The sequence below is a fragment of the Fibrobacter succinogenes subsp. succinogenes S85 genome (assembly GCF_000146505.1).
Taxonomy (GTDB): Bacteria; Fibrobacterota; Fibrobacteria; order Fibrobacterales; family Fibrobacteraceae; genus Fibrobacter; species Fibrobacter succinogenes.
This window is the reverse complement of the sequence record NC_017448.1, coordinates 2,305,919-2,331,554: the sequence shown is the minus strand read 5'-3', so window position 1 is coordinate 2,331,554 and position 25,636 is coordinate 2,305,919. Positions and strand designations below refer to the sequence as shown.

At 48.8% G+C, this 25,636-nt stretch carries 18 protein-coding genes; 3 read left to right on the top strand and 15 right to left on the bottom strand.

Features of this window, described 5'->3' with window-relative positions:
- Positions 1-142: 142 nt before the first annotated feature.
- The 6 genes from FSU_RS09630 to FSU_RS09610 form a co-directional block, all read right to left on the bottom strand.
- The gene (locus tag FSU_RS09630) at positions 143-2,389 is read right to left on the bottom strand and encodes a hypothetical protein (RefSeq protein ID WP_014546228.1); all 2,247 of its coding nucleotides are present in this window, start codon (positions 2,387-2,389) and stop codon (positions 143-145) included.
- A 34-nt stretch (positions 2,390-2,423) separates the two neighbouring features.
- Positions 2,424-4,430: a hypothetical protein gene (locus FSU_RS09625; protein ID WP_014546227.1), complete on the bottom strand. Its 2,007-nt coding sequence runs from the start codon at positions 4,428-4,430 to the stop codon at positions 2,424-2,426.
- 242 nt (positions 4,431-4,672) lie between these two features.
- Positions 4,673-4,816, bottom strand: a complete 144-nt coding sequence (locus FSU_RS16425) for a hypothetical protein (RefSeq protein ID WP_014546225.1) — start codon at positions 4,814-4,816, stop codon at positions 4,673-4,675.
- Between the two features lie 89 nt (positions 4,817-4,905).
- Positions 4,906-5,766 carry a CRISPR system precrRNA processing endoribonuclease RAMP protein Cas6 gene (gene cas6 / locus FSU_RS09620; RefSeq protein WP_014546224.1) on the bottom strand — a complete coding sequence of 287 codons (861 nt, stop codon included), beginning with the start codon at positions 5,764-5,766 and terminating at the stop codon, positions 4,906-4,908.
- A gap of 100 nt (positions 5,767-5,866) precedes the next feature.
- Complete coding sequence (lysA, locus tag FSU_RS09615; protein WP_014546223.1) at positions 5,867-7,126, bottom strand: diaminopimelate decarboxylase; 1,260 nt, start codon at positions 7,124-7,126, stop codon at positions 5,867-5,869.
- A 168-nt stretch (positions 7,127-7,294) separates the two neighbouring features.
- Positions 7,295-7,756, bottom strand: coding sequence for a glycogen-binding domain-containing protein (locus FSU_RS09610; RefSeq protein ID WP_014546222.1), 462 nt, complete (start codon positions 7,754-7,756; stop codon positions 7,295-7,297).
- Positions 7,757-7,825: 69 nt separating this feature from the next.
- On the opposite strand from FSU_RS09610, the gene rpe reads away from it, so the two are divergent.
- Positions 7,826-8,476: a ribulose-phosphate 3-epimerase gene (gene rpe / locus FSU_RS09605; RefSeq protein ID WP_014546221.1), complete on the top strand. Its 651-nt coding sequence runs from the start codon at positions 7,826-7,828 to the stop codon at positions 8,474-8,476.
- Here rpe and FSU_RS09600 read toward each other — a convergent pair.
- Together FSU_RS09600 and FSU_RS09595 are read right to left on the bottom strand one after the other, a co-directional pair.
- Positions 8,473-9,351 carry a hypothetical protein gene (locus FSU_RS09600; protein WP_014546220.1) on the bottom strand — a complete coding sequence of 293 codons (879 nt, stop codon included), beginning with the start codon at positions 9,349-9,351 and terminating at the stop codon, positions 8,473-8,475. The two genes, rpe and FSU_RS09600, sit on opposite strands and share 4 nt — an antisense overlap.
- 230 nt (positions 9,352-9,581) lie before the next feature.
- Entirely contained in the window at positions 9,582-11,273 is a 1,692-nt protein-coding gene (locus tag FSU_RS09595; RefSeq protein ID WP_015732044.1) for a DUF4832 domain-containing protein, read from the bottom strand.
- A gap of 94 nt (positions 11,274-11,367) precedes the next feature.
- Between FSU_RS09595 and FSU_RS09590 the strand changes: the two genes are divergently transcribed.
- Positions 11,368-12,963, top strand: coding sequence for a chorismate-binding protein (locus tag FSU_RS09590; protein WP_014546218.1), 1,596 nt, complete (start codon positions 11,368-11,370; stop codon positions 12,961-12,963).
- 71 nt (positions 12,964-13,034) lie between these two features.
- Here the strand turns inward: FSU_RS09590 and FSU_RS09585 are convergent, their stop codons facing one another.
- The 7 genes from FSU_RS09585 to FSU_RS09555 all read right to left on the bottom strand — a co-directional run bounded on the left by FSU_RS09585 (position 13,035) and on the right by FSU_RS09555 (position 24,137).
- Positions 13,035-14,795 carry a glycoside hydrolase family 9 protein gene (locus tag FSU_RS09585; RefSeq protein WP_014546217.1) on the bottom strand — a complete coding sequence of 587 codons (1,761 nt, stop codon included), beginning with the start codon at positions 14,793-14,795 and terminating at the stop codon, positions 13,035-13,037.
- 229 nt (positions 14,796-15,024) lie between these two features.
- On the bottom strand, positions 15,025-16,077 hold the full coding sequence (locus FSU_RS09580; RefSeq protein WP_014546216.1) for a glycoside hydrolase family 18 protein: 1,053 nt from the start codon (positions 16,075-16,077) through the stop codon (positions 15,025-15,027).
- Positions 16,078-16,094: 17 nt separating this feature from the next.
- Positions 16,095-16,754 (bottom strand): hypothetical protein, encoded by a 660-nt coding sequence (locus FSU_RS09575; RefSeq protein ID WP_014546215.1) that lies wholly within the window; start codon positions 16,752-16,754, stop codon positions 16,095-16,097.
- A 12-nt stretch (positions 16,755-16,766) separates the two neighbouring features.
- Complete coding sequence (locus FSU_RS09570; RefSeq protein ID WP_014546214.1) at positions 16,767-18,908, bottom strand: hypothetical protein; 2,142 nt, start codon at positions 18,906-18,908, stop codon at positions 16,767-16,769.
- 15 nt (positions 18,909-18,923) lie between these two features.
- Complete coding sequence (locus FSU_RS09565; RefSeq protein ID WP_244263605.1) at positions 18,924-21,074, bottom strand: hypothetical protein; 2,151 nt, start codon at positions 21,072-21,074, stop codon at positions 18,924-18,926.
- A 27-nt stretch (positions 21,075-21,101) separates the two neighbouring features.
- Entirely contained in the window at positions 21,102-23,384 is a 2,283-nt protein-coding gene (locus FSU_RS09560; RefSeq protein ID WP_014546212.1) for a hypothetical protein, read from the bottom strand.
- Between the two features lie 9 nt (positions 23,385-23,393).
- Positions 23,394-24,137 (bottom strand): carbohydrate binding domain-containing protein, encoded by a 744-nt coding sequence (locus tag FSU_RS09555; protein ID WP_233138533.1) that lies wholly within the window; start codon positions 24,135-24,137, stop codon positions 23,394-23,396.
- Positions 24,138-24,463: 326 nt separating this feature from the next.
- Here FSU_RS09555 and FSU_RS09550 point away from each other — a divergent pair, with 326 nt between their 5' ends.
- The gene (locus tag FSU_RS09550) at positions 24,464-25,627 is read left to right on the top strand and encodes a glycoside hydrolase family 5 protein (RefSeq protein ID WP_014546210.1); all 1,164 of its coding nucleotides are present in this window, start codon (positions 24,464-24,466) and stop codon (positions 25,625-25,627) included.
- Positions 25,628-25,636 lie beyond the last annotated feature (9 nt).

Here is a 25,636-nt window from a genome sequence, read left to right as displayed (position 1 = left end):
GCGTCGTTTTCTGTTTATTATATCCGAGTCAATTTTTAATTTGACAACCACTTTTTTTGAATTTTTTTCAAGAAAAATTTTAAGCGACAAAAAAAGGCCAGCCGAAGCTGACCTAGGTAAAATTTAGAGCGAGGTGGAAAGCCTATGCGTAGTTGAACGGAAGAATCATTGCGGCATCCCAGACGTCCTTGCATTCCGTCTTTGGATCAAGAACAGGGTTCGCCTTCGCATACTTCGCGAACGACTCACAACGTTTGCACAAATCATCAAAGGCTTTCGCATAATTTTCAATGGGCATCGCGTCCAAAACATTCAGCACCCTCATCGGAGAAAGCGCTAAAGAATTTACGGCAAACGCAGATTCCTTCGTCAGCACCTCAATAGACTTATTCAACAACGCAACCGTAGTTTCTTTGGAACCTTTTGCATAGTGGTTACAAATTGCAGCCCACTTTAGCACGAGTCCACCAGGATACTCATCAAAATTGCATTCAGTCCACTTTTCAAACGAAAGCGTTCTTTGCACCACAGGCTTTCCAATTTTCATTGAATAAGCCCAGATTCTCAGGAAATTGAGGACAAGCCAATTATCAACCTTTTTACCGTCTTCAACATCAAGGAAAAACTGCTCTATCGTTTTTTCTTTCCCAAGAACTTCCTTCACTTGGTTTTTAAACCACTCAACAGCGTTTTCAAGCTCTCCCTTACGGAGATATTCCACCACCAAAAAGCTTGCAGGTAAATTCTTCATATAATTAGTATGACGATAGTCCTCAAGTAAATATTCTATCGCCTTTTTATGATCACCCGAGAACGCCAAAGCTTGCCCAATAGTTCCACAAATAACAGAATAGCGTCTATCCTTAATGTCGTCTTTCTTATAAATTTCCGACCAGAACGGAAGACGTTTCATCTTCAATTTATATTCTTTCAGAATCTGCTTGTAATCAGCATCATCAAAATCATACAAATTGAATCTAAACTGCGAACAGCTTTCTATCCAGAACTCTTCTTCGAGATCATATAGTTCCGCATATACTTCTTTATCCCGACAGTTTTCCCTAAAGCCTTTTATTTTCTCCGCCAAGCCTTTCGCGGCATCAAGATCAATACTACCCGAATGTTGGCCGAACTCGCCCTTCATTTTCAGATACCGAGCATACACAACAGGTGATGGTTTATACGCATCAATAAATTCATCAAGAAGATTAATCAGCTTGCCTGTTTCAAGGAACAATTCACCTTCAACCCCTCGGTTGTGCATTTTACCAATGCAGTGGTCTGTCAAAATTTTCCACACGCTATCATAATTCTTTCTTGTAATAGATTCGTCTTTTTCACTTGTAACAGAGATAAACAATTCCACTAAATTACCTTTCAATGTCTCCTTAACCTTTTTAGGAGCATAAAAAAGTTGACCAATCAATTGCGCAGCAGCATCAAAATCTCCATCTTCAATAAAAGCTTTTATATTAAGGCCCTTAACCAAGCTCCTTTTCTTCGCCTTTTCGCATTCAACGCCATAATCCACAAGAGTCCCTGCAATATCCGCCATCGCAGGGAATACATACTTTTTAGCAGATTGGCATACTACATTACCAACACTTACATTAGGATATGAACTTGTTAAAAAATTCCTTATGGACTTCGCCAAATTGTCATGGTAATCTTTCAAGAGATCTTTATAGTCTTTCTCCTCACCTACACTTTCAAATGAACGATGCGCTTGCTTATCACCATATTTATGAATAATTTTTATAGCATTTTCAATATCATTAGAAACTTCGCTAGAAGCACAATTTTCTAACGCATTGCGCAATTGACGTACCACAATATCAGCCGGGAATTCATAGCCAATCACCTCTAAAGCTCTTTGGGCAATATACACATTTACCGAATCTTTCGGTTTAAATATACCAGACTCAAAAACACTGCTCAAAACTTCATACAGAGAGTTCAAGTAATAGTTTTGGCGACTACCAACAAAGTCCTTATTTTGAGGCGATACAAAAATTTTCTCAAAGAAATCTTTTCGCGCCTCTAAATCAATTAAAAAATCCATCGTTTCTTTTAAAGGATCTTCTTTTTTATCATTTTTTTCACGACCGGACTCTCTCATTGCTCTTGCATGATAAAAATTCTCAACAATTTTTTCAAAAACAGCCCTATCATAATCTGATTCATTTTTATAGTGTTCTCGAACTACGGTATTAGTAACTTTATCAAACTTTTGCCGATTAATCAAAGCAGCGCATCCTTTCAGAAACATTTCACAATCAGCACCATTCTTTTGTGTAATAAAAGCGCAAACAACAGACGGGCCTTCTTTCGATTCAGTAAAACAGCCAAATCGTCCTTTTTCATCAATACCAATATTCCACGTAGCCATAAAAACTCCTCTTTTATAAAATTACTGACACCGATTATGCGTAGTTGAACGGCAGAATCATCGCCGCATTCCAAAGGCCCTTGTCTTTGTCAAGCGCAAACGATTCACTATGATTTTCTACGTAAGCTTTAAACATCTTGCAAGAAGCAGTAAGCTTTTCTAGAAGCTCCTTGTAAGCAGCCTCATACAGTTCGTCTTCGGTTACGCAATAGAGCATTTGCAAAATGGGGAGCGAGAGCGTCTTTATCGTAAATCCGCCCTTTTGCAACAGCTTATGCGCAGTATCCAAAAGTTCAACACCGCGCTCACCTTGACCGCTCAGCATGAGCGCAAATGCAGCCCACTTGAGAACAAGTGGCCACGGATAACTATTCTGGATATTCCACGATTCCAAATCAGGGATAATGGGTTCTACATTTCTTTCCTGCATCTGGGCGAGTACAAGAATCTTAAAGTAATTGATCATCAACCACTTGTCCGATGACGACGAAAGAGTCTTGCCAAAGCTTTCAAACGAGTCCCCACCCGTCTGTTTTTCAAACCACGCACAAGCCGACTCAAAATCCTGCTTACGATGCAATACCGTCACCATAAAACTTGCAGGCATTGATTTCCAGCCCTCAGAGGAATTGGCATAATCATCTTCAAAACAGCTTATAGCATCGTCCAAGTTCTCTTGGAACGCAGCCGCTTGACCACAAGTACCAAGCAATGCAGCCAGTTCATCATCAACAGTTGCGTTCTCAAACGGGAATGGCAGACTGCAAAGTTTTTCATGGCAATCAAGCAACGGCTCCATGCGATCAGAAACACTAGCAAAATCATAACCATTAAACGGAATTTGCGCACCAATCAATTTTGTCTGCAAATAGGACTTCCAGCGGTCCAAGGTACTGCCAATTTCTTGACCGCCTTTTTTCCAAAAACTATCAACATAGTCCAAAACTTTGCAGTTTGTGTCACCTCGATGAGATGAAACCTTCTCCAAGACACGCCAGATATCCATCAATAGATGCACGTCTTTCAATCCTTCAACTTGAGCATACTCATTCTGCAACTCAGGCTCCAGCTTAAAAACACGGTCAATAAGCTGAGAATCTTCACCTCGATTGTCAAGCGCATATTCACAGGTATCAAGCACAATCTTCCACGCTTCAACATAAGTATGGACGTCAGCATACGCGCCTTTCATTATATCGGAAAACAGTTTAAAGGGAATGTTCTCTTTGGCAAAAAATGCCCGCAACCAGAACTGAAGCGCCGTCAAGTAATTCGATTCTTCCATAAAGCGCTTGCACGCGTTCTCGTTCGTATTTCCCAGAGGACGATCAGAGGCCGAAGATTCCACATTGTACATTTCATAAAAGTCCGCACATTCAGTATAGCAGACTTTATTCCCTAAATACCCAGTGCAATTTTTCCAAACCATGCCTACTGTTTGGTCAGCAAGAGTAACCGACCCCGATTCATTCGCAGGCACACAATGAAGGTATATATTCAAGACCTTCTTATCAACAGCTTTTATCCAGCGGAGCAAATCCCCTTGAAGAATCTCATGATACCGTTTCCAGGATGCACCTTCTTCTTGCGAATTATTTTCGTAATTGTTCACAAACAGGCCAACCACATTCATTGAGCGCGTAGCCAAAAAGATGTCCAAGGTATCCCCTGTCTTTATTTCGTCCAGCATAACAATCTGCCGCAAAACAGACATCACCCCCGAAAGCCACCAATGTTGCGGATTACAAAGGACAAGCGGACGACCTTTTGAGACGACAGCCTTATAAACACTATTTTTCAAGTTGCTAAAAATCGTGTTATTATCGTCATTAGAACGTTCCATGGCATGGAAATAACTCAGGAGTTCCCAATCATTTCTATGTTCCCTTCCCTTCATCATATAGAAGAGATTTGCAAACTTCTCTTCAAGCGAATCAGGCGATTCCTGCGTAATTGCAGCGCAGACAAAAGAATGTTTCCCCTTAGTATTGTAATAAGTAAACACCCCCGATTCATCAATTCCAACATTCCAGTATGCCATAAAACTTCTCCTTTCAGATAGCGATTTTTCGCCGAGATTTTTTTGAAATATATAAAAAGCACAAAAGGCCCGCTAAAAAGCGGGCAGGTTGAAGGTTAAACTTGCTCTATACGCGGGGAGCACTTTTCGTGGTCATTTTTTGAATGGTACTCACGATAGTAACCACAGCAGAGACGATGGTGATGATTCCTTTAAGCTGGTTCATATTGTATTTCCTTTTTTTGGGGTTGAATTTTGGGGGATTAGGCGTCTACCGTCGGACCGGAACAGGAATTATCCTTAATTTCCTTAACGTTGGCCCTGTATTTTTCATACACATCAACGAGGACCTTGGCGGCTTCAGCTGTAGCGGCAACGTAAGCAATCACTTTTTTAACCTGATTCATTTTGTTCTCCTTGTTTAAAAGTTTCTTTAATCGCCAATAATTATATCCTTATCCAAGGAGATATCGTCAACCAAAAAAAGAGAACAAATTTAAAGCAGCGACACCAAATAGCGCCCGCTACCCATCACGGTATTTTTTCCAACACCAACCAGGCGACCCATGCGCAACAACCCAAACAAGTCGGCGGACACACGGCGGAGCACCACCGACCCCGTAAATCCCGAGTAATCCAGCCTTGCATTTTGTCGCGTACTCCGACGCGCACGATGTACTATCCGAGTATCAGAACTAGCAACGATTTGAGCAACATCTTCTAGCACATTTTCACCCCAATCAGGAGGGAGCGGCTCTCCATAAAATTGCGAAAGCAGCCTCAGACGCTGAACCAAATTACGGAAGAACGCCCCCGTATCCCATTCCATCAAAAACTTACCGCCCAAGGCGCGAAGCGTCATAGGGCGCACTATATCAAGGCACACGCCATGTTCAGGGGAAAACGACAACGGCAAAATACGGCCATCGACAGGATCATCACACACGCAATTGCATATTTCATTTGTTTTAAACCTCGGCAGTCCATCGACAAAAAAACGTACATACCTTTCGCCGACACCCTCATGCCCCAAGATATGGAGTGATTCAAGCAAAAGAGGGACTTGCTCTTCGCATTTTCCAAACAAAATAGCATTCAATTCAAAACGATTCTCGCCGCAATGATTGCAGTTCAGCAAGGCACCCACCGGAGGCGTTGCAATTCGTTCAAGTTCCGCCTGCTCGGTAGCACCAAAGAAAAGATCATATAGACGAACAAATCGTAGGCCCTCGGCATGCCAAAAATACCCTAAAGCACCTCGCAGCACCGCCTCGGGGAACCACATAAACTCCTCTGGACGTTCAACGACCAAAGAAAATTTCGCACAAGTCAAGTTGAGTTTAGGCCAAATATTCATAAATTATCGCATTTTAAATATACTATAAAACGCCTATAAAAAAAGCAACCCCGCAACAGTGTGCGGGGCGGCTATATAAAGCGTCAGGAACGGCAATCGCTTACAGTTCGATAATGCGATCGTTCTGCAAAAGCTGTTCGAAAGTCTGGCGTTCACGAACGAGCTTGATTTCACCCTTCGTGTACATCGTTTCAGCAGCGTAGCGACGGCTATTGTAGTTGCTGCTCATGGCGGCACCGTAAGCACCAGCATCATGGAGAATCAAGAGGTCACCCACCTGAGCCTTCGGGAGCTTGCGCGTCACGACAAAGCCACCTTCTTCCTGCGTGAACACGTCCCCGGATTCGCAAAGCGGGCCAGCCACAACAGCGTCAACAGTTTCGTTCAGTTCACGACCGTCACGGGCAACCACAGAAATAGCATGATAGCTACCGTAGAAGCTCGGGCGAACGAGATCGGTAAAGCCCGCGTCGAGCAAGTAGAACAAATTACTTCCCTGCTTCTTCACAGCGCGGATTTCCGCAACGAGGTAGCCGCTTTCTGCAACAAGATAACGGCCCGGTTCCACTTCGAGATGGACATCATGACCAATGCTCTGCTGGATACGCTTGCGGGCGTTGTCCCACAAATCATAGTAAGCCTTCACGTCAATGCGGTTGCCCTTTTCTTCTTCGTGATACGGAATCGGGAGGCCACCACCAGCGCTAATCGTGCGGAGGTGAGAACCGAGGTGACGGCTAGCGTCCACCATGGCATCGCAAACCTGGGCCAAGTGTTCAAAATCCGTGCCGGAACCGATGTGCATATGCAAACCGGTAATCCACATGCCGTTGCTCTGGGCGAGCTTGATGCAGTCCTTAATCTGTTCGTGCCAAATGCCGTGCTTGGAAAGATCGCCACCGGTATTCGTCTTGCGGGAGTGACCATGGCCAAAGCCCGGATTCACGCGGATGGTGAGTTCAGACTTCACGCCAAAATCAGCGAGCTGCTGGATCATGTCCGGAGAGCCCACGTTCACGGCGATATCGTACTTCTTCACGAGTTCGAGTGCATCGCGGTCGAAGATATCGGCTGTATAGACAATTTCAGGAACCTTGCCCTTCTGCTGTCCACCCTTGAAGCCGGCCTTGAGGGCGCGCACAATTTCACCAGCGGAGACGGCGTCGACAACGCAGCCAAGCTTGCGGATGAGCGAAACCACAGAGAGGTTCGGGCATGCCTTTTGAGCAAAGCGCACAGTGTCAAAAACCTGCACGTCCTTTACAGCACGTTCAATCGTCGCACGGTCATAAATCCAAAGCGGGGTGCCGTATTCACTGGCCGCTTTCAAAAGCACTGAATCAGGGATGGAATATTTCATACGGGGGCAAATTTAGAAAAATAGAACTTAGAACTTAGAACTTAGAACTTAGAATTTAGAATTATAACAATATTTTCGTTTTTCACTAGTTTACTATTTTACACAAAATGAAAAAAAACGCCGAGCGTTATGCCCGGCGCATTTTCAATAGTTTTTCAATCAGAGCAATTATACGTGCTTGATCTTGTTGTCGCCTGCGTCCCAGTTCACACCGTCACAGACAAACTTGTATTCGTAGTCGCCCGGAACGAGGGAAATCTTTGCAACCCAAAGACCCGTCTTCTTGTCCTTCTTGAGCATGTCGGCATCGACAGTCCAGTTGTTGAACGTACCAGCAACAGAGACGGTTGTTGCAAGCGGGCAATCGGCAACGAATTCGACAGCGACCTTCTTCGGGGCAGCAGCCTTCGGGGCCTTGGCGACCTTCACTTCAGCTTTCGGGGCTTCAACTTTTGCAGCCTTTGCAACCTTAGCAGGAGCCTTAGCCGGCTTTTCAGCCTTCGGAGCGGCCTTCTTGGCAGGAGCCTTCACGGTTTTTGCGGCGGACTTTTCTGCAGCGGGTTTTGCCGCAGCCTTCGTCGCAACTTTTTTTACGGGTTTTGCAACCACAGTTTTAGAATTCTTGGACATAATAATCTCCTCTTATTTCTTAGTGTCCTAAATTTAGTAAAAAAAATTTTATTTTGCTATATTTGAAATATGCTTAAACAAATCATCGCTCCCAGCGTCTTGAACGCAAACTTCCTCGAACTTGGCAATGGTCTCAAAGCCATCGAAAACGGAGGCGCAGGCCTCGTTCACCTGGACATCATGGATGGACACTTTGTTCCAAACATCAGCTTTGGCCCGGGCATTTCTGCCTGCGTCAAGAAGGGAACCAAGCTTCCGCTCGATTGCCATTTGATGATCGAAAATCCGGAAAACTACGTGGGCGAATTTGCTAAGGCTGGCGCAAGCATCATCAGCGTACACGCTGAAACCACGAACCATCTTGACCGCTTGCTGCACCAGATTGCAGAACTCGGCGTCAAGCCCGCAGTCGCCATCAATCCGGCCACTCCGCTCGAAAGCATCAAGTACGTGCTCGACATCGTGGATATGGTACTCATTATGTCTGTGAACCCGGGTTTCGGCGGTCAGAGCCTCATTCCTTACTGCCTCGACAAGATTCGCGAACTCCGCGCCCTCAAGCCGGAACTCAACATCCAGATTGACGGCGGCGTTAAGCTCGACAACATCCTCGCCTGCAAGGAAGCGGGCGCAAACATCTTCGTCGTTGGTAGCGCCATCTTCGGCAAGCCCGATCCGGAAGCGGTCTGCCGTGAATTTGTCGCAAAGGTGAACGGTTAAAAACGCCGGAGTACGCCGCTCTTATAAAGCAGCGCCAGCATATTCAGGTAGCGTTTGTAATCGGCGGCTTCAGTACACGAATTCACTTCGCAATATTCATCCATCTCCTGAAGGACATGCGGTATCGCCGCAAAATCTCCGCTCTTCAGGAGCTTTTTTATTTTCTGTCGGTTATGCACATCGCCATTTTCAATGGAAATTTTCTCGACAAGCTTATACGGCAATACCCTCATTGAATCTAGCGCCACCATATCCGGGCTATCCCACAGAACCTCGGAATAGCCATCGCTAAAGAAAATGCGCTTTACGTTCGAGCCCGGAATGTAATAGCCATAGCGGCGTATATCAATTACGGAATCACCGTCCTGATAAAGGAAATACCCCGACTTGACAATCATCGTCATGGTGATTACAGAATCACTGACCGGGCGGACCCAATTACGCTTTTCGCGGTCATAATAAAAATCAACGTGGATTCTAATCCGTTCCAAATTGATGAAGTTAAATCGGCTCGAAAGGCTTTTATACTTGCGCTGGATTTCTGGCGAAGCCTTTTGCAAAAGAGATTTGTTCCTCAAAAGCATCCGCTCATTCAAGATATTGTAAAGGCTCTCCGCCGCAAACAAATCGTCATCCGCCAACAAGTCAAGAGTGTGCTCATCAACTTCATCTATCACGTTGCCACAGACCGGAACAAACTTACCATTCAATCGTTCCAGCTTAGAACTCACCATTGGGAGTTCCATCCGCTTTGAAAACAGCGAATCGATTTTTTCTTCAAAGACTTTTTCTTTTGCAAACGCGCTCGCCGACAAAGACAAAAGCGCAGACAACACCACCGCAAAACGACAAAAGAGGATAGAACGTAAAGTCATACCCCTAATATATATTTTTAGCCATTAATGGTTAGCGACAATCGGTAGCGTTTCTTGTTTTCACTACATCGGAGTCGATGCAGCAGAAGCGAACAAGGCAGAGACAAAAATTATAGAAACAACAATAATAAAGTACCAGTTTTGCATGCGATTAATATATACTGAAAAATTTGCATGGATTCATTCATTTGCAAAAAGTTACATAAAACACGCAAAATTTATTTAGCGTTTTACGGCGTTATTCCAGCTCCGTTTAACCTATAAGAACGCTCGCCATTGCGGATGATCATGTTGTTGCGAACCCGCTCCACATAAGGCGTTTGCGACTTTTGCACAGAGCCACGAACTACACGCGGAGCAATAGACTGAACACTTTCATCAAAATAGAACTTGCCCAAATAAGCGGCAGGCTGTTCTAGGCCACAAGTACCCTTTCCACTAGGCTTATCATTGGCAAACTCAATGTTGCCCACCTTCAAATACACCTGATAATTACGATAACGAAGTTTGCCCAGTTTAACGGAAACCTCAATTTCGTTGTTACCGTCAAAAGTCATCACAGTATCACCACCCGCAATTGAAATGGTGCGGCTATGGACGTTTCGAAAATCAACATCAGGCAGGTCCACATAATCCATGTCAGGGCACATATCCAAATCGCTACCTTCCAGGTCTTCCAAAACGGCAAGCTTTACCGGAGCCTTCCAAGTGAGGTTGCCAAAGCCCACGTTCTGCACGCGGAATTTTGCATGGAGCACATGGTCAGAACCCACCGTATCGCTCAGCCATGATTCACGCAGTACAAAGCGGTAGCCCAAGTGGTCATTGATGTACTTGAAACCTGTCAGCGAATCGACTCGCGCCGGGTCATAATCAAAATCTTTCTGCTTGAACAGCGTCTTTTTCCAGCTATTAATCAGGTTGTTGTTCCACTGGATATTCAAATAGCTCGTGTGCGTGCGGAAACCTTCGTATGCCAAGAACTCCGGCGTATTGATGACCTGGTAGCCGTTCGCCGTCGTAAGCGCTTCACCGCCATAAGGCGTGTTGATGCCGTACTTTTCAAGCCAGGCAACACCTTCTTCACGGCAGATAGAAGTCTTGCAATCCGCGCCCCACGTGCCGTAATCGTATTGCGTACCCAAGTAGCCGTCATTGAACATTCCCACGCGGTACATCGTATCGCCCTTGGCCTTTGCAATTTCAGCAAACTTTTCGCCATCGATATGGAAGTCCACGCCCCAGTTATCAAAGCCGAGTACCTTCGCTGAATAGTTGCCCGTTCGCGTGAGAATCTTGAGTTCGGGAGGCGTATTGCGGAGCATCAGGTTCGTCGCTTCGGTAACGCGGTCGTAAGTAATGCTCGTGTCGGAATGCATTTCGCCATAGGCGCCGTGCATGCCCATTTCAAGCGCGACGATCACATCAGTATTCTTCGAAAGCACAGGCGCGAGCTGTTCCACATGGCGTAACACCCACTTGTGTTCCGGGGTCACGTTACTGCGACCATTGTACCACGGGTCATAACAGATACGCACAATTACAAAACCCTTGTTCGCGCGAATATTGTCAAACGTCTGTTGCAACACATTCAATGCGTCTTCAGTCAGGTCCTGGCTCTTGCCCCAAGTCGTATCCTTCTTGCCGCCCGTCGTATCAATCCCTAGCCACGCACGGCTACTGAATTCCGAAATCTCAGCACGCAAATGCAAAAGCTTGCTGTACGGCTTTTCAATCGGCTTGCCTCCCGATGGCTTTATATGCAACACCTGTGGCGTATAAAAACCACGGTCGTAATTCGGAAGAGTAATCATGTAGTCGGTGGAGTCAATCTTCTGCTTTACAAGCCCCGCCGCAAAAGACGCAGGCACGCAAGCAAGCCCCAACAAGAATGTCGCCATCAAAGCAATACGCGATAACATAACCACCCTCTCAAAGAAAAAACAGATACCCCACAGAACCACTTCTGTAATATATAATAATTATATTTGCGCCGCAAAAAAGAGTTCTGTGATTATGCAAATATATACCAATAAAATATTTAATAATCCTATCGAAACCATTGAAATTTTCGACCCGCAAAAGGTCCAGTCCGCACTCGACAAAATTGAATCTTTGCAACGCCAAGGCTATTACCTTCTCGGCTACATGCGCTACGATCTCAAGAATATAGCAGGTGAAGCACCCCTGATCTACTTTGAAGCTTTTGACTCGTTCCAGCCATTTGAAGAAAAAATCCCAGACTACAAAATCGGCACCATCGTAAAGCCACGTATATCAAAAGAAGAATACTCACAAAAGATTGATTACATCAAAGAGCAAATCAAGAACGGAATTACATACGAAGTCAATTACACATACCCTTCAACGCTAAGAACAAACGCAAGTGATTTAGACTTATACCAGTTCCTTTTGCAAAACCAGAAGACTCCTTACAACGCCTTTTTGCAAAACAAGTACGAGACAATTTTGTCTTTCTCGCCGGAACTGTTTTTTGTGAAGCGCGGCAACAAGATTTTGACAAAGCCCATGAAGGGAACGCTCAAGCGCGGCAAGACTTCCGAAGAAGACAATGCGTTGCAAGAATTCTTGCACAACGACTTAAAGAACCGCACCGAAAACGTCATGATTGTTGACCTGCTGCGAAACGATCTCGGGAGAATTTCAAAACCGGGAACTGTCCGCGCAGACAAACTATTTGAAGTTGAAAAGCACAAAACCGTTTTCCAAATGACCTCCGAGATTTCATCGGAACTGAAAGACGGCACAACGCTTTACGACATCATCAACGCGATTTATCCATGCGGTTCCATCACGGGTGCGCCAAAAATTTCTACAATGGAAGTCATCGCGAATGCAGAACCATTCCCGCGAGAAGTCTACTGCGGCGCCATCGGCTACATCCACGGCGACGAAATGATTTTCTCCGTCCCCATCAGAATCTTGCAGAAAAAGCTAGGCGAATCGGAATACAGATACGATGCAGGCGGCGCTATCACTTGGGCCTCTACCGCAGACGACGAATGGAATGAAACAATGACCAAGGCAAGTTTTTTGAATACCGATTTTTCTCTGATTGAAACCGGCATCACCGATTTCGAGTTGCATCTTGAACGTTTGAGAAATTCCGCAAACGCACTCGGTTTCACCTGGAACAGCGACCTTGAAAAAATCAAGTTCGACAAGTCCGTCGTGAACAGGATTGAGCTTTTCAAAGACGGTCACTTTGAACTCACAACAAGACCGATTCCTGCACCCAAGCAAAATCCAAGAATCAAAATCGTACACAAAGTAGATTCATCCAATCCGTTCCTGTATCACAAAACGAGCATCCGACTGCCGTTCCCGAAAGACGTCTTTGACGAAATCTGCGTAAACGAGAAGGGAGAAATCACCGAAGGCACGTTCACGAACATCGGCATTCTAAAAGACGGCATCATCTACACGCCGCCTATTGAGTGCGGGCTTTTAAACGGCATCACAAGACAAAAGCTTTTGAACGAAGGCAAGGCCAAAGAAAAAATCCTGTACCCGAGTGACCTTCAAACAGCCGAGAAAATCTACTGTTTCAATTCCGTCCGCGGCATTGTGGAAGTTGAATTGAGCGAGTAGCCGCCAACATGTAAACATAAAAAGGCGGGCCAAAGCCCGCCTATTCCTAAATCACACAACCTAGCGCAAACTTACTTCACAACCGCATTGGCGTGGCCTACGTAAATGGCCTGCAAGGCGCCAGCGAGATATGCAAGCGGAGCGTTCCAGTTGATGGCCACTTCGTTTGTCGCATAGCTGCAACGGTTATCGATGTAGGCAAGAGCCGGCTTATCCGCAATAGCGTAGTTCGGGCATTTCCAAAGTTCCTTGCCATCAAGGTTGATATCCTGCTTGCCCAAGTGCGGACCGCCCACGAGCATGCCCGGGACCGGATCATCGACAAAGTCCGATTCACTCACGCGATGGTGCGGGTTGCGCGGGCTTCTGTAGCCAAAGCCTGTCACGTACGTCATTTCAATCGGGTTCTTGCCCAAGAGGTAATCGAGGCACTGCTGGGCGCCATCCAAGTAGCTCTTGTCGCCCGTGACATAATAAGCGTGGAGCAACACGATTCCGTTGTTCGCCATGGCACTGTTACTGCCCCAGTTCCAGCTAGACGGGAGAGCCGGGAGTCTGTAAGCACTCGTATCGCCAACAGCGCGGAGTTCGTTTGCAGCGGCAAGCAAAGCCTTGCGAGCGGCACCACCGAGCTTTGCGCCAAAGTCCGCTGAATCAAGAGCCACATGATAAACGGCGAGCATGTTCACATCGCCCCACCACGGTCCATCGCTTCTGATTTTGTAAGCGCTCAAGTCATTGAGGTAATTCTTCTTCTTCGTGGCGCGGAAAAGTTCCGTTGCAGCAAAGGCAAATTCATCCTTGCCGTCTTCGCCACCATACGTATAGTCGCCGGTCTGCACATCGGAGGGCTGCTTATACAAAGCCTTCGGATTGTGCTTGGCCCAATAATAGGCAGCGCCAGAAGCCTTAAGCATGCGGTCTGCAAAAGCCTTGTCAAACGGTGCATACACGCGAGAAGCCTGCGCCATCACAGCGGCAAAGTCAAGCGTTGCAGTCAAGCTCTTTTCAATCGCATAGCGCTTCGCGCCATCAATTTCAGGCATCGTGCTGGAGCCGAACTTGAGCGACGTGAGCTTGTGGTAAACACCACCATCCTTGTCCTGCATCGAAAGCATCCAATCCAAATTCCAGCGGATTTCTTCGAGGAGCGCCGGCATCTTCGGAAATTCACGCGGGATGTTCCACTGGAGCGTATCCATGAAAGCCGGGAAGTGTTCGTAAAGTTCCAAGAGCGTAAACACGGTAATGCCCGAGTTCACAATGTACTTGCCGTAGTCACCGGCATCGTACCAGCCGCGCTGCGACTTGATAATCTTCGGGTCAGCCTTCTTTGGAGCGGGCTTGCCCTTGGACTGCGCAACAACCGTCGCCGTCGGCAAATCCGTACCGTAAACAGTCACGCTATCGTCAATGTGGCCTGCCGCACGAGCCCACTTGCCTGCATAGCGCGTATCAAGAGCCATGCCTGCACGCTGGAAATAGAACCACTTGAGAGCGGCCTTCGTCAAATCTTCATAGACGTTCTCGCCAATCACGACCGGATTACCGATATAGCCGTCTCTGTACAGGCGGTACGTACCCGGCTTCTTGATCGAAGAAATATCGTAAGTCTGGACTTCTTCGCCGCTGTAATCCCAGTCATAGACCATCGGGGCTTCAAGCGTAAGCACCGTGTTCCCTGCCATGTCGCGGACTTCGAGCGGGTTCGCGTCGTTACCGGGGATGACGACCGTCTTTTCGGATTCAGGGGCAAATCCAAGCTGGTTCACCAGCGGGATTGCAAAAGTCGGCACCGCAAGAGCAAGCGCGGCCAATAGATGTTTACGCATACAAAACCTCATTTTTGCTAAAAAATACCTTTTCTTTTGTAAAAGCGTACCTCCACCACCCATTTTAATGTTTACTATAGGCAACGCCAAGTGTATCGAGTGTAGCGGCCAGACGAGAGAACGCCACTTCGTGGCTACAGACGAAAGACGAAAGAAAAAATCCTCGGCGCGGTTGCGTCGAGGATTTTTAAAAGCGTTTGTGAATCTCGCGATTCTAGCTAACCGAGAATTACTTCTTGGAAGCCTTGTAGTTCACGCCCGGACGGAGTTCGAGGCCAACCGTCACGAGGAGCGAGACGATCGGTTCGTAGTGGTCCTGGGAGAGGTCGTACACGGCAACGCCTGCCATGCCTTCGCTCTTCACGTGCTGAGCCACAGCCTTCACAGACGGGATACCCATGAACACGATAGATTCGGTTTCGCTCACAGCCACTTCGGACTTGGAAGCTTCATCAAAAGTCACCGTGTAGTCCGGAGTGTCAAAGCGGTTCATGAGTTCAGCGTACGGGAGGTAACCTTCGTTACCGCTGCCCACGCCCTGATGGCTAGAGCCAAGGCCCTTAGCACCAGCAAAGGACTTACCGTACATGAACACCACCGGAGCAAGGAGATCCTTGTTCACACCGGCAGAGGCAACAGCGTCAAGCGTTTCCTGAACAGAGTTTGCGCTCTGGTTCGGAACGAGGCTGCTTTCACTTTCGGTCATGAGGTCAGTCATAAACACGTCCACGTAAGCGAGGCGGTTCAAGGCTTCGGCCTTGTAGGCATCCATACCGGCGGCCGGGTAAATCACGGCCGTCACCGTCGAGCCCGAAAGACCGTCGACCAAGGCGTTCACCATCTTGGCATAGTCTTCGGAATCATCCGTCGTGAGGTTTTGCCAGTCGAGTTCAACACCGTCACCACCGTTCGTTGCAATCCAGTCCTTCACGTTAGAGACGAAGGAAGAAAGCGTTTCGTCGGAGGAGGCGATAGCCTTGAGGTTCGATTCAGCTTCCATGCCACCCACGGAAACGATGAGCTTCACACCATTTTCCTTGGACATGCTAGCGAGGTTCTTGAAGTTGTCGGCATCGTATTCGTCGGCAAAGGCAACCGTACCTTCTGCAGTCGGGGTGATAGACATATAGTGGATGTCGGTCACGAGATTGTAGCGGATATCCTTGGCGTAGAACTGAGAATACTGACTCCAATACGGATAGAAGCCAATCACTTTGTCAGCGGCAGCCTGGGCCATTGCAGCGCCCATGGCAAGAGCCAATGTAATAACTTTAAAGTTCATTTTGAATACCTCTTATCCTATTGAATCAGACGATCAACGCCAGCTGCGTCACGGCAGTAAAGTCCGGTATCCGGAGTGAAGCCGGCAGCAGAAGTAGCCCTGGAGGCCTGCTTTTTTTCAATATCGAAAGAACTGCGGGCCGGGTTAGCGGCTTCGTCAGCACGGCAGGCACGGTAGGCCCAGCCATGTTCTCTACCGAATACGTTGAACTGCTGGGAGATGGCCACATAGTCCACAGGGACTGTGAGGAGCAAAGCGGCATCGTCAGCAACGTTGATAAAGTTGTATTCAGCCAAGCTATTGAAAATTTCGTTAGCCGTGCTGTCAGCAGAACTCATCTGGGCAATGAGATCAGCCCACTGTTCATAAGAATGGGCGCCAATCTGCGGATGCGTGTAGATGGCACCGAGTCTTTCCGCATCCTGGAGGAATGCGGCATCATCGGCCTTCTTTACGGCATCGTAATCTTTACCAAGACTGTCCTTAAACTGACTATTATAATCAGCCACATAGTCCTTGAGCTGGCGAGCACGCAGTTCAGGGTGCAAGGACATGTATTCCTGAGCGTTAAAGCCTTCCGGAAGGGCTTCTACATAAGGGTCGTTAACGGCCATTGAGCCGCAGGCGCTCAAAACGCCTGCCACGAGAATCATCATGTACTGGTGAAGTTTTTTCATTTTCAGCACCTCTTAGAAATTCACCGTCACATCGGCAAGGAGAACGAGCTTGCTGATGGAAATTTTGTTAACTGCAGGAACGCCGATAACGGAGTATTCGAGTTCGTTCTTAAGCAAACCGCCCTGGAGAGAGACGTAAGAGAGCGGAGCGAGCTTTACGCGAGCACCACCGAGAGCGAGCATTTCCGTAGCCTTGGTCACCGCAGCGGCAGCCACAGCGTAGCCATTTCCGAATTCCTTCGTGTACATCTGGAAGCCGCCGAGCAATGCGATCGGACCCCAGACATCGGCAGTAAAGCCAGCAACAATGCGGTCAGCCTTGCGCTTCAGGTAGGAATCTTCTTCACCGTGAGAGTAAGAACCCTGGAGGAGAATCTGGCGGTCAAGACCAGCGAGAGCGCCAGCATCGACACCGAGACCTGCAGCAAATTCCGTGAACTTGTTTTCGGTAGAGATTGGAGCAAAGGTCACCGGATCATAGCCGATCAAGTTGCTCTGCGTAACCATGTTGACGCGGGCGTTGAAGGTCACCTTGTCAGCCCAGTTCACATCAGCCTTGGCGGTAATGCCCTTGCGGTCCGGAGTAGCCTTGCCGAGCGGCAATGCGAGGCTCACAGACGGGTCGATATCCATGAACGGCTTCAAGGAGAGCATTTCAAGCTTCTTGTAGGTGTTGCTCGTGTAACCGTTACGGTAGAAGTGACCGTTCTTGTAGTTGTTATCCAAGCGAGAGTACATATAGCTGCTTTCGCCTGCATCTGCGCTAAGGGAGTTAGAACCACCAGAAGTCATCAAGTTCGTGGCCTGCAACGTCGTAGAGTTGTAGACGCTGAAGTAGAGGTTTTCGAGGCTCGATGCACCGAAGGTTGCCAAGACGAGGCTATCAGCCGGGTTGCCATAGAGAGCGTTGCCATTGAAGATGGTCGAACGGCCCATGTAAACCGGAGTAGAGGCGAGTTCAGACCAGAAGCCCGAATCCGTCTGGAAGTAGCCTGCATTGACCTTGAAGTCGATATCGCTGATATTGCCCTTCACAAAGAGGTCTGCATAGAAGCTTTTGCCATCGACATCAGCGTAATCTTCATTCGTGTAGGTCGTCACAGCCTTCGTTACCGGCTTGAGGTAGACAAAGGACTTACCGTCTTCCTTACCAGCCATGGCGTTGTAAGAAGTCTGGTTTTCCTTAACATTGTAGTCGCGGTCAACCTTCCACTTGGACATGGCAAATTCGCCAGTCAAGCCGAACGTCACAGGGAGTTCCGGGAGGAGCTTCTTGGAATCGAAAGCCACATCGGCAGAAATCACCATGTTGTTATCGTAGTAGATGGTATCGGCATCGCTAATCGGCCTAGAACGGCGGGTCTGCTTGCGGTCCATCAGGTTCACGAAGTTCACACCGAGGTGAGCACCGTAGGCATCGGCACCGACACGCGCACCGAGGAGGTAGCGGTCAGCAAAGTCGAAGTCGAAGAACACCTGGTCAATCTTCTTGGCCGTGTTGCGGAGGCGAGCACCCGTGAGCTGGGCGGTGATGTTATCAAGCACGCTCACATTGCCGCTGTTGTAAACGACGTTGAGACCCTGCAACAGGCGACGGCTCGTAGTATCGAGGTTGCGCTGTGCAAGTGCTTCGCGACGCTTTTCAGCAAGGATTTCCGGTTCCTGGAGGATTTCGGTCTGCGGAGTGTAAATGGTGAGCGGGGTATAACCGACACGCATGTAACCCAAGTTGAAATCCACATGCTTGTTCAGGATGGTACCATCGTAGCTGAACCAGTGGCCGATAATCGGGTTGTTGTTTTCGTCGTAAGCGTTCTGCCAATCCTTGTGCAAACGCAACTGGACATCAATCATCGTCTCGGAGCTCGGACGGGCGGTCAAGCGGAGGTTCACATCCGTGAAGGCCTGGTTTTCCTGAGTCGGAGATTCGCTAGCGAACTGATCGGAAGAAGCGAAGGATGCTGCAATGCCAGCCTTAGCCGTACCGTTGATCTTGAGGCCAAGCACAGCCGCATTGAGAGAATCCAGCTTTTCCAACAGGGATTTCTGTTGCGTCACAACCTCTGCCTGGTTGTCGGCGGCAAAAGCAGATGCTGCCGAGAAGGCTACTGCGGAGGTCAGTAAAAATTTGCGCATGTTCATATTGAAATTCATTCTAGTTACCTCCCATTAAAATTCCACATTAATGGAAGCTTCAAAGATCGCCTGACTAAACTTATGTTCGTAAGTTCCAAAAGCGCCGTCTGTTGCACTGTAGTAGTCCGGCAAGTTGCGGGCTTCTTCACCGACAACAGTCGTGTTGTAGTCATTCTTGACATTGATCATGCCGAAGTTGATAGCGAGCCATGCATTGTCTGCGACGACATAGTCAAAGCCGACCATCCACTGAGTCTGATTGCTCGTCATGAACGGGACATCCAGACCGACATTCGGGTTGATGAGGCTCGAATTACCGTAATCGGTTTCAATCATCTGGAAGCCACCCGTAATGCCGAGGCGCGGCAAGAACTGGAAGGAAGCACCGACGTTGAGGAAGTTGCTGGTAACCTTGGCTTCGGTACCGACCTTCGGGGTAACCGTGTTTTCGGAACGCTTGAAGGAACCGGAGAATTCAAGAGCCTTGCTGAAGCCGGCCATCTTGGCGACATCAAACTTGGCACCACCGCCAAATTCCTTGTAGCTCACGTTATCGATAGCTTCGCTTTCCGGAGTCACCTGGTTGAAGATGTTCACGAGAGCCTGGGCTTCAATCTTGTTCTGCCAGTCACCCTTGAGGCTTACGCGGAAACCCTTGCGGTTTGCAGTAGCAAGGCCGTTCGGCAAGGTTGCCTGGATAGCAGGATCGATCATCTGGTTGATGAGAGCGAGCTGAGCTGCGGAATAGACGTTGGAACCCCAGGAGTTCTTGTTGTACGGAGCGATGTTGTAGCTCTTGGACTGACCATCCATGAAGGCGTTGTCATCAGTACCGAGAGTACGGGCCACCGGAGTAAACTTCGGGGAGTAGTTGTAGAGAGCGTCAAAGGTAGAGTAGAGCGGGGAGTTCACGCCGTACTTGACCGTGTTTCCGTCCTTGTCGGAGTTCAACACGCGCTGGGCGAAGAAGCTCGGGGACTGGGCAAGGTTGTTGAACCACTTTTCGTCGTTCATGACCACGTCCAAGCTAAGTCCTGCGCTCCATGAGTTTTCGATCTCGTAGCCAGCGTTCACGGTGGCGAGCAAGGCAGAACCGTTAATGGATTCTTCGGTTTCAGGAACCGGAAGACCGAGATCATTGACGTAAGCGGCAGTCTTCACCTTGTTGACGGACATGGCGTATTCGGCGACCACGTCTGCAGAAAGACCCTTCTGCTTCACGAGACCACCCACGTCAGCACCGGCACGGGCGCTCAACACAAACGTGTTCTGCGGACCGTATTCGTACGGGTTGATTTCCTGACGTTCGTATGCGTTTTCTGCATCACCCGGAACAAAGCCCTGCGGGTCGCGGTTCGGATGGCGGTAAGTGTAGGACTTCGAATTTTCATTATCGAAAATGAGCATCGGGGTCACACCGACATACACATTCTTCTGAACCGGCAAGAGTTCGATGTTGCCACCGACGAGCCACTTGTCCGTTGCAGAGGCAAGAGACGTACCAGCGATTTCGTCACCCGGAAGGATATTGCCTTCAGCACCGGTAAAGTCAAGGACCGACACGCGGTTCACGCGGGCGAGGAAGGCCTCGGCGCGGAGTTCACCGATCATCGGGTCGATTTCCTGACGGAACTGGAGGTTAATACCCTGGAGGTTGCGCTTGTTGCCTTCGAGGAGCTGTTCCTTCTGGGCCATGTGGCGCTTGCGGGCGAAAATCGTCGGTTCGTACAAGATGTCGATACCGGGATTGTAAATGGAGAGCGGAGAGATTGCCGAGCGGAAGTCACCCACGGTCCAGTAGAAGTTCTTGCCGATGTTGCCTTCGACATTGAGCCACTTGGCTTCGAGAGTCTTTGCTGCTGCGGCAAAGTATTCCTGCATGCCGCCGCCAAGGCGCATAATCACGTTGGCGCGAACGTTTTCGTACGGACGGAAGCCGAAGCTCAAGTCAGCACTCACATATTCGTTGTGTTCGACATTCGGCATCTTGTTGACGCTATGCACGTCCTGGTCCGTAGAGAAGCTGGAACGCTGTGCAACAGCACGAATGCTACCACCAATTTCAACACCGCGCTTTGCATTGGCGCTATCAGCCTTTGCCTGCAAAGCCTTTTGATTGTCAGCAACAGCAGAAGCCGATGCGGCAACCGATGCAGTAAGAAGGGCGATCAAAATATTTTTCATTTTCATATTCATCTTTAGCATCCTCCCTTAGAACCATGCCTTGGTTTCGGCAGCAATGTAATGGGAATGCCAATCATTGTCAGGAACGGTTTCGTCAGAGTGCGTCATGAACTTGTAGCGGAAGTGGAGACCCACGCGGTCAGAGAAGTCCCAGTCAAAGCCAAGGCCAATTGCGAAGTCCTTGTAATTGATCGGAGCCTTCTTGTAGTAGCTGGTGTTCACTTCGTAGTAATAGGTATTCTTGGCAGTCTTGCTGGTACCGTTATCGGCGGTGAGCATCAAGTAAGCCTTGTCAGACCTGAACGTTTCGAGACCGACGATACCCACCATGTGGAAGGTCGGAGTCACGGCGACGGTCGGTTCAATCTGACCGAAGAAGCTCGTCAAGAGCATGTTGGACTGCTTTTCAGAAACGGCAAGCGGGGTAAATGCAGTGGAAACACCGGAGAGGGCAAAGAAGCCCGTCAGCATGACGTTGCGGTCAGTGCCGATCCAGTGGCCGATATCGTAACCACCCATGAAGGAGAGGTAAGAAGACCACTTGGCATGTTCCGGAATTTCGCCCTTGGCAACCTGGTCACCATTTTCAAATGCGGCGAAGGATTCCCAAAGTTCCCAGGTACCACCATAGAGACCACCGCGCTGGCGGTACATCTTGACACCGTCAGAGGAGTTCTTGCTGGCACCGACACGGTTGATATAGCCACACCAGGAAGCGTTACCAGAGTCAGCCACAAAGAGCGGCTTGTGCTTGGTCCAGGAGTTGGAGCTTTCCCACATGTTACGGCCGTTCAGACGGTAGTTGAATGCAATCACGTCCGGACCAGCTTCGATCTGACGATGCTGGGCGTACTGGAAGTCAAAGTAACCGCGGTTGAAGCTCGGTTCCAACTTGAAGTTGATACCGGTCATGTTCGGGGAGTAGCGGAGAGCGCCACCGTTGAGGTAGGCTTCGTTCTTGCGCCAGCCCGGGAAGCGGGACGGGTTCGTCAAAGAATACGGAGAGTAGAAGCCCGGCTGGAAGAACACGAGTTCTGCAGTCATCGGCCAGCCTTCAACGTACTTGCTCTGTGCCTTGATATAAGCGCCAACCTTCGGGGAGTTAACCGTAGAAACGTAGCCTTCCTTGCGGCTGGAGTAACCGGAATTCATATTGACGGAACCATCAGCGTTGAGAGAATAATCAGCTGCGTCCGGATCCGGGACAAACGTCGTGGAGTCCGTGATGCTGACACCGATATCGCCCATCAAGAAGAGCTTCGGGGTGATATTGCCCTTGACGTCGGCAGTAATCACGTGAGTATTGAGGAGGACCGGAAGGCCGCCTTCGCTCTGGGTAATCCACTGCGTACGGAATTCATCTTCATAGATGATGTCCTTGTCGAAGGTAACGCCCATGTAGTTCACACCGACAGTCAGGTTGTCGGCAATCTTTTCCTTGGCGATACGGCCATGAAGGACGGTACCGCGCAAATCATAGCCACCCATCATTTCGAGTTCGCCCGGCTGGCCACCGTACATGCGGAGACCGTCACGGGTACCCATGTCAGCATCTGCCGGCTGGGACACGAGGAACTGAGCCTTCATGTCGTACGGGAGCTGGTAGAAGTTCGCAAAGACGCCACCGAAAGAGCGGTTCGTCCAGAAAGCACGACCACCTTCCTTGACCGGCTTGAATGCCTTTTCCTTATAGTAAGTAGAAACGGTCTTTTCGTCTTCGAAGAGTTCGTACTGCCACACAAAGCGCGGGTTCGTTTCACGTTCCCACATGGTAAGCGGAGAGGCGTTTGCCCAGATAACACCGCCTGCAGTAACGTAAGCACCGAACACACCGGCACGGATATCGACACCGACGTTCATTTCTTCGTTGATGGTCGATGCATAGTAGTCGGTAGAGTGGTCGAACAAGACGCGTTCATCGTTGTTGCCCGGAGCTTCAGTCGGGTTCTTGGCGAGTTTATTCGTGAAGAAACCGCTCAAGTCAAACGGGAACATGAGGTTCGTAAACAGCGTAATGTAGGAGTTCGGCATGGCGACGATGTTCACGTTCAACAAAGCGTCAACGCTCGTACGTGCCTGGTCATCGCGGACCCACGGGCTCTGTTCGGAATAGTGGAAATTCTTCAAACGGAAAGCCATATAACCGGAGACTGCCAGTGGCAGATCGTCCTTGCCGAGAAGAGTCGATTCCATGTTGTTGGAAAGAGTATCCAACGAAGCGTGAAGGGAATCAAGCTGCAACTGCGGAGGAAGAGCCCATGCAGCACCGAGGCTAGACGCTAGTAAAAGGGAAGAAACTGTTTTGCGCATAAAATCCTCTTAAATCTCGTTGCGGAACGGATAGTGAGCCGGGCCTTCGTACGGCTTGCCATGCTTCTTAATCACAATATCGTCAATCCAGACCTTGAAGGATTCGTTTTCATCCTTGCGGACTTCAAGACGGAAACCCTTGAAGTTGGACCATGAGAACGGGAGCATCACTTCGCGCGTGTTCTTTGCATCCCAGTAAACACCGGTATTGCCGAAGAGCTTCAGAGGAATGCTGAAGTGCTTCCATTCTGTCGTAATTTCACCAAGGCTCTTGGAGCGGAGCTTCACCTGGAGGGATTCGCCATTGCTCTTCACGCCATCGTCAACGAGCACGAACAATGCGTTTTCACCACCCTGGGCGCCCTTGATCCAAAATTCGAGAACACCTTCTTCGAGATACGGAGTCAAGTCCACGGAACCCGCAATACAGATTGCGACACCGGAATAGTCACTCGCGATAAGTTCAATTTCCATGGAGAGAGCGCCTTCCATGGCATACTTATCCGTGAGTACCGGTTCGGGGTTTTCACGCGGATACTGGTACGTGTAACCACCACCACGCGGAATTGCTTCACGCATGACAACGGTGACAACTTCCTTATCAGGACGGAACGGTTTAGGATCCTTCATGACAAAGTGGGACTGGTCGCGGTCGCGGTAATCGCTAAAACCGTAGCCAGCGAAAGAAGATGAAGCAAGAAGCATCGCCGCTAGAGCGGACTTCCAAATGGCTTTTTTTAAGTTTCCATTCATAATAGGTACAATTCTCCAAATTCGGATCATCTACAATATAGCTTGTTTTTGGGAATTTTCGCTCCACTCTTTTGCAAAAAAGGCTTTGCAAAGCTAGATGTATCAACGGAATACCGCTTGTTAAGCCACATAGACGCTGGACTCAAGCGTAAACGGAAATTTTTTCATTTGTAATGTTTCTTAATGTTTACAAATTAAATTTTTTGACGATGCTCACAATGGACTCAAGCGTAAACATAAGATAAGCATGTTTTTGTTTTTCTATTTTTTGTTTTATATAGATTTTGAGAACACGCATTTAAGCTCATAACCTTTTGGGGGTTACCATGATTAAAAAGATTCTTTCAGCAATGGCAATCGGATGTGCCTTCTGGGCATGCGACAGTGGCTCGGCAACAATACCGACATCGGCCGGCAAGGGCAACACGAGCACGGCCGTCCCCGTAGACTACACCTTGGGAAGAACGATGAATGCGCTCCTTGGGCGCGGCATCAACCTGGGTAACTCCTGGGATTCCGACGGTTCCGATGATGGCGCCTGGAGCAACCCCATCCGTGACCAGGACTTCGCCACCATCAAGGCGGCAGGCTTCAATTCCGTGCGTATCCCGGTCCGCTGGCAAAATGGTTCTGACTACTCGACCCATACTGTGGACCCGAACCGCCTTGCGGGAGTCATTGAAGACATCAATCTCGCTATTGCCAACGGCCTTGCTGTCGTCGTAAACTTCCACCACTACACAGAATTGAACTGCGCAGGTGGCGGCGGTAACGGCTGTACATACAACCCCACCGAATACGAAGCTGAAAAGGCTCACTTCCTTGCTCTTTGGGCGCAGGTTGCCACGGCCATGAACGCATTCCCCGACAATATGCTAGTTCTTGAAATCCTGAACGAACCGATCATCCCGAACGCCGAGCGCGTGGACCAGCTGATGAATGACGCCTACAAGGTCATCCGTGCAGCCGCTCCGGGCAAGACGATTATGTTTGAAGCCTACCATGCCGCAAAGTTTGCTGACCTCTCGATGCTCCACTTGCCGCAAGACGGGAACATCATCTTCAGTGGCCACTATTACGAACCGTACACATACAGCCATCAAGGTCAACACGGTAACAAATGCCTTGGCGATGCCGCATACGTCTCTACAGCGGACGAAGACCTGTTATCATACGTTGGGCTGGCCTATAAGCTTTACCCGGACGTGAACGGAATAGACCAAGTTCCGTTGAACATGGGTGAATTCGGCGTGGCCGGCGGTAGCGACATGGGGCAATGCACATGGTACAACCAAAACGGAGAACCGGAACAAGGCGTTTGGCCCTCAGATCAATATAAAGCAACATGGGCAAAGAAGGCAGTACAGGCCGCTGTCAAAAACGGTATGTCGTTCCACTACTGGGGATTTGGCTACACAGGCGGATTTGACGCCTACGAACCAAATGCCGAAAAGTGGCACGAAGGATTCCCTAAAGCCCTCATCTTCTAGAATTTAAAA

Excerpts from the sequence above, each read along its gene's own strand:
- FSU_RS09630 (WP_014546228.1), bottom strand. The coding sequence starts at position 2,389 with ATGGCTACGTGGAATATTGGTATTGATGAAAAAGGACGATTTGGCTGT.
- FSU_RS09625 (WP_014546227.1), bottom strand. The coding sequence starts at position 4,430 with ATGGCATACTGGAATGTTGGAATTGATGAATCGGGGGTGTTTACTTAT.
- FSU_RS16425 (WP_014546225.1), bottom strand. The coding sequence starts at position 4,816 with ATGAATCAGGTTAAAAAAGTGATTGCTTACGTTGCCGCTACAGCTGAA.
- cas6 (WP_014546224.1), bottom strand. The coding sequence starts at position 5,766 with ATGAATATTTGGCCTAAACTCAACTTGACTTGTGCGAAATTTTCTTTG.
- lysA (WP_014546223.1), bottom strand. The coding sequence starts at position 7,126 with ATGAAATATTCCATCCCTGATTCAGTGCTTTTGAAAGCGGCCAGTGAA.
- FSU_RS09610 (WP_014546222.1), bottom strand. The coding sequence starts at position 7,756 with ATGTCCAAGAATTCTAAAACTGTGGTTGCAAAACCCGTAAAAAAAGTT.
- rpe (WP_014546221.1), top strand. The coding sequence starts at position 7,826 with ATGCTTAAACAAATCATCGCTCCCAGCGTCTTGAACGCAAACTTCCTC.
- FSU_RS09600 (WP_014546220.1), bottom strand. The coding sequence starts at position 9,351 with ATGACTTTACGTTCTATCCTCTTTTGTCGTTTTGCGGTGGTGTTGTCT.
- FSU_RS09595 (WP_015732044.1), bottom strand. The coding sequence starts at position 11,273 with ATGTTATCGCGTATTGCTTTGATGGCGACATTCTTGTTGGGGCTTGCT.
- FSU_RS09590 (WP_014546218.1), top strand. The coding sequence starts at position 11,368 with ATGCAAATATATACCAATAAAATATTTAATAATCCTATCGAAACCATT.
- FSU_RS09585 (WP_014546217.1), bottom strand. The coding sequence starts at position 14,795 with ATGCGTAAACATCTATTGGCCGCGCTTGCTCTTGCGGTGCCGACTTTT.
- FSU_RS09580 (WP_014546216.1), bottom strand. The coding sequence starts at position 16,077 with ATGAACTTTAAAGTTATTACATTGGCTCTTGCCATGGGCGCTGCAATG.
- FSU_RS09575 (WP_014546215.1), bottom strand. The coding sequence starts at position 16,754 with ATGAAAAAACTTCACCAGTACATGATGATTCTCGTGGCAGGCGTTTTG.
- FSU_RS09570 (WP_014546214.1), bottom strand. The coding sequence starts at position 18,908 with ATGAATTTCAATATGAACATGCGCAAATTTTTACTGACCTCCGCAGTA.
- FSU_RS09565 (WP_244263605.1), bottom strand. The coding sequence starts at position 21,074 with ATGAAAAATATTTTGATCGCCCTTCTTACTGCATCGGTTGCCGCATCG.
- FSU_RS09560 (WP_014546212.1), bottom strand. The coding sequence starts at position 23,384 with ATGCGCAAAACAGTTTCTTCCCTTTTACTAGCGTCTAGCCTCGGTGCT.
- FSU_RS09555 (WP_233138533.1), bottom strand. The coding sequence starts at position 24,137 with ATGAATGGAAACTTAAAAAAAGCCATTTGGAAGTCCGCTCTAGCGGCG.
- FSU_RS09550 (WP_014546210.1), top strand. The coding sequence starts at position 24,464 with ATGATTAAAAAGATTCTTTCAGCAATGGCAATCGGATGTGCCTTCTGG.